Annotated in this window: 2 protein-coding genes; one reads left to right on the forward strand and one right to left on the reverse strand. The window is 75.3% G+C overall.

The features are described from left to right. Positions 1 to 16 precede the first annotated feature (16 nt). Positions 17 to 2,926, forward strand: a complete 2,910-nt coding sequence (locus ACIQOV_RS30695; protein ID WP_401053877.1) for a bifunctional [glutamine synthetase] adenylyltransferase/[glutamine synthetase]-adenylyl-L-tyrosine phosphorylase — start codon at positions 17 to 19, stop codon at positions 2,924 to 2,926. Positions 2,927 to 3,003: 77 nt separating this feature from the next. On the opposite strand, the gene ACIQOV_RS30700 is transcribed toward ACIQOV_RS30695, so the two are convergent. Next, complete coding sequence (locus ACIQOV_RS30700) at positions 3,004 to 3,972, reverse strand: phosphatase PAP2 family protein (RefSeq protein ID WP_401053879.1); 969 nt, start codon at positions 3,970 to 3,972, stop codon at positions 3,004 to 3,006. Positions 3,973 to 4,116 lie beyond the last annotated feature (144 nt).

Below are 4,116 nucleotides of genomic sequence, written 5' to 3' on the forward strand. Positions count from 1 at the left end.
GGACCAGGAAGGTCGCGTGGAAGCCGACCGTCAGGGTCCAGAAGGTGATCCGGCCGAGCCGCTCGTCGAGCTTCTTGCCGGTCATCTTCGGCCACTCCGGCTGCTGGAGGCCGCCGACGAGGCCGACCGGCACACCCTGCGCGACACCCTCACCACCTCCAAGCCGCTGCGCGACCGGCTGCTCGGCGTGCTCGGCGTCTCCACCGCGCTCGGCGACCACCTGGCCCGGCACCCGCACGACTGGCACGTGCTGGTCACCTTCGAACTGCGCGACATGCACCCCGGCCCGGAGGACTTCCGCCGCGCCCTCGCCGAAGGCGTCCGGGACGACGCCCTCGGCCCCGCCAACGCGCTGCGCGTCGCCTACCGCCGCTGCCTGCTCGCCATCGCCGCCCGCGACCTCACCGGCACCACCGACCTCGCGCAGACCGCCGCCGAACTCGCCGACCTGGCCGGTGCCACCCTCCAGACCGCCCTGGACCTCGCCGCCGAGCAGGACCCGGAGGCCGCCGCGGCCTGCCGGCTCGCCGTGATCGGCATGGGCAAGTGCGGCGGCCGCGAGCTCAACTACGTCTCGGACGTGGACGTGGTCTTCGTCGCCGAGCCGCGCGAGGGCGTGGACGAGCCGGAGGCGATCAGGGCCGCGACCCGGCTGGCCGCCGCCCTCACCCGGCTGTGCGCGGACACCACCGGCGAGGGCACGATCTGGCCGGTGGACGCCAACCTGCGCCCCGAGGGGCGCAACGGCCCGCTGGTGCGCACCCTCGCCAGCCACCTCGCCTACTACCAGCGCTGGGCCAAGACCTGGGAGTTCCAGGCGCTGCTCAAGGCCCGCCCGGTCGCCGGGGACGCGGAACTCGGCGCCGCGTACGTCGAGGCGCTCGCCCCGATGGTCTGGCAGGCCGCCGCCCGGGAGAACTTCGTCGCCGACGTGCAGCAGATGCGCCGCCGGGTGGTCGACTCCATCCCGGCCACCGAGCTGGACCGCCAGCTCAAGCTCGGCCCGGGCGGGCTGCGCGACGTCGAGTTCTCCGTGCAGCTGCTCCAGCTGGTGCACGGCCGCACCGACCCGGCGCTGCGCAGCGGCAACACCCTGGAGGCGCTGGCCGCCCTCTCCCGGGGCGGGTACGTGGGCCGGGCGGACGCCGCCTCGCTGGACGCCGCGTACCGCTTCCTGCGCTCGCTGGAGCACCGCATCCAGCTGTACCGGCTGCGCCGCACCCACCTGATGCCCACCGCCGACGAGGACCTGCGCCGGCTGGCCCGCTCGCTGGCGGCGCTGATCAACGACGACACCCGCGCCGACCCGGTGGCCGCGCTGCAGCGCGAGTGGAAGCGGCACGCGATGGAGGTCCGGCGGCTGCACGAGAAGCTGTTCTACCGGCCGCTGCTGGACGCCGTCGCCGAACTGCCGCAGGGCGCCACCGGGCTGAGCCCGGACGCGGCCCGGGCCCGGCTGGAGGCGCTGGGCTACGCGGACCCGGCGGCCGCGCTGCGGCACCTCAGCGCGCTCGCCTCCGGGGTGAGCCGCAAGGCCGCCATCCAGCGGACCCTGCTGCCGGTGCTGCTCGGCTGGTTCGCCGAGTCCGCCGACCCGGACGCCGGGCTGCTCAACTTCCGCCAGGTCTCCGACGCGCTCGGCCGCACGCCCTGGTACCTGCGGCTGCTGCGGGACGAGAGCGCCGCCGCCGAGCAGCTGGCCCGGGTGCTGTCGGCCGGCCGGCTCGCCCCCGACCTGCTGCTGCGCGCCCCCGAGGCGGTGGCCATGCTGGGCGATCCGCGCGGCCTGGAGCCGCGCGGCCGGGCGGCGCTGCAGTCGGAGGTGCTGGCCGCCGTCGGCCGGGCCGGGTCCACCCACGCCGCGGTGGCCGCCGCCCGCTCGGTGCGCCGCCGGGAGCTGTTCCGCACCGCCGCGGCGGACGTGCTCGGGCGGCTCGGGGAGGACCCCGCCGAGGCGCTGGACACCGCGGGGGAGGCGCTCACCGCGCTCAACGCCGCCACCCTGGGCGGCGCGCTGCGCGCCTGCGTAGCCGGGTGGGAGGCCGAGCACGGGGACCTGCCGACCCGGATCTCGGTGATCGCGATGGGCCGCTTCGGCGGCCACGAACTGGGCTACGGCTCGGACGCGGACGTGCTCTTCGTCCACGAGCCGCTGCTCGGCTCGCTGGAGGAGGAGGCGGCCCGGGCCGCCCAGGCGGTCTGCCACGAGCTGCGCACCCAGCTGGGCGCGCCCTCCACCGAGCCGCCGCTGCTGGTCGACGCCGACCTGCGGCCGGAGGGCCGCAGCGGCCCGCTGGTGCGCACCCTGGCCTCGTACGCGGCCTACTACCGGCGCTGGTCGCACGCCTGGGAGAGCCAGGCGCTGCTGCGGGCCGAGCCGGTGGCCGGGGACGAGGAGCTGGGCGCGCGGTTCCGGCAGCTGATCGACCCGCTGCGCTACCCCGGCGGCGGGGTGCCGGAGCGGGACCTGGTGGAGATCCGCCGGATCAAGGCGCGGATCGAGGCCGAGCGGCTGCCGCGCGGGGCCGACCCGACCACCCACACCAAGATCGGCCGGGGCGGGCTGGCGGACGTCGAGTGGACGGTGCAGCTGCTGCAGCTCCGGCACGGGCACGAGCTGCCGGCCCTGCGCACCACCCGGACCAGGGCGGCACTGGCGGCCGCCGAGCGGGCCGGGCTGGTCGGGTCGGAGGACGCCGAGGTGCTGGACGCGGCCTGGGTGCTGGCCTCCCGGGTGCGGGCGGCGGTGATGCTGGTGCGCGGCCGGCCCGGGGACAGCTTCCCGGGGGAGGCCCGGGAGCTGGCCGGGGTGGCCCGCTACCTCGGGTACGGCTCCGGGCACAGCGGCGAGCTGCTGGACGACTACCGGCGGATCACCCGGCGGGCCCGGGTGGTGGTGGACCGGCTGTTCTACGGCTCCGGCTGACGGGCACGCGAAAGGGGCCCCGTGCGGGGCCCCTTCGACGTTCCGGGCGGCCGGCGTGGCGGGCCGGCGCGGCGCCGCTAGCGGCGTGCGCTGCTGACCGCGGGCTCGCTCCACTGCTCGGGCACGGTGACCGGCTGCTCGGCCGCCGTCTCCCGGGCGGGCACCCTGGGCAGCTTGTAGACCCACTCGTGGTACAGCCAGCGGGCGGCGAGGAAGCCCACCGCCAGGCAGAGCTCGCCGCCGACGGCGTCCATCCAGAAGTGGTTGGCGGTGGAGACGATGACCACCAGGGTGGCGGCGGGGTACAGCAGGCCGAGCACCCGGACCCACGTCCGGCGGGCCAGGAAGAAGATCGCCAGGCCGCACCACATCGACCAGCCGATGTGCATCGAGGGCATGGCCGCGTACTGGTTGGAGACGTGCGCGGCGGGCCCGGAGGCCATCGAGCCCCAGGTGCCGTGGACCTTCACGGTGTCGATGAAGCCGCCGTCGGTCATCAGCCGGGGCGGGGCCAGCGGGAAGAAGTAGAAGCCGACCAGGGCGATCCCGGTGGTCACGAACAGCACGGTGCGGGCCGCGACGTAGCGCCCGGGGTGGCTGCGGTAGAGCCAGACCAGCACGCCGATCGTGATCACGAAGTGCAGTGTCGCGTAGTAGTAGTTCATCCCGGTGATGAGCCACCCGACGCTGTCCACGGCGTGGTTGATCGAGCGCTCGACGGCGATGCCGAGGTGCTGCTCCAGGTCCCAGATCCAGCGCGTGTGCTTCTGGGCTATCGCTTCCTGTTCGGGAACCGCGTTGCGCACGATCGAGTAGATCCAGTAGCTGATCCCGATCAGCGCCAGTTCGAACCAGATCCGCGGTCTGGCCGGTGACCGGCGCTGGGCGCCGATGCGGCGGCGCAGGACGGCGGTACGGGACTGTGCGGCACGGGTGGCTCCATCGGGCAGGCGGCCGGGGAGGGCCTTCGCTGCTTCGGAACCGCCACCACTGGCCGCGTCGGCGCGCCCGGCGTCGCCTCGCTGGATCTCGGTCGGTTCCCCCATGGACGGCAAGTCTGCCAGACCGCTCGTAGCCGTCTGCTCATCCTCTGGAAGTGGATTCTTCACCGGCTGTCCCGGCCCGGACGGCGCCGTGCGCGGCGTGCGGACCGACCGGCGGAGCCTGGCCGCCGCCGCCGTGGTGAACGC

The sequence above is a fragment of the Kitasatospora sp. NPDC091257 genome (assembly GCF_044757675.1).
Classification (GTDB): Bacteria; Actinomycetota; Actinomycetes; order Streptomycetales; family Streptomycetaceae; genus Kitasatospora; species Kitasatospora lactacystinica.

Coding starts and splice junctions, on each gene's coding strand:
- ACIQOV_RS30700 (WP_401053879.1), bottom strand. CDS start 3,972: ATGGGGGAACCGACCGAGATCCAGCGAGGCGACGCCGGGCGCGCCGAC.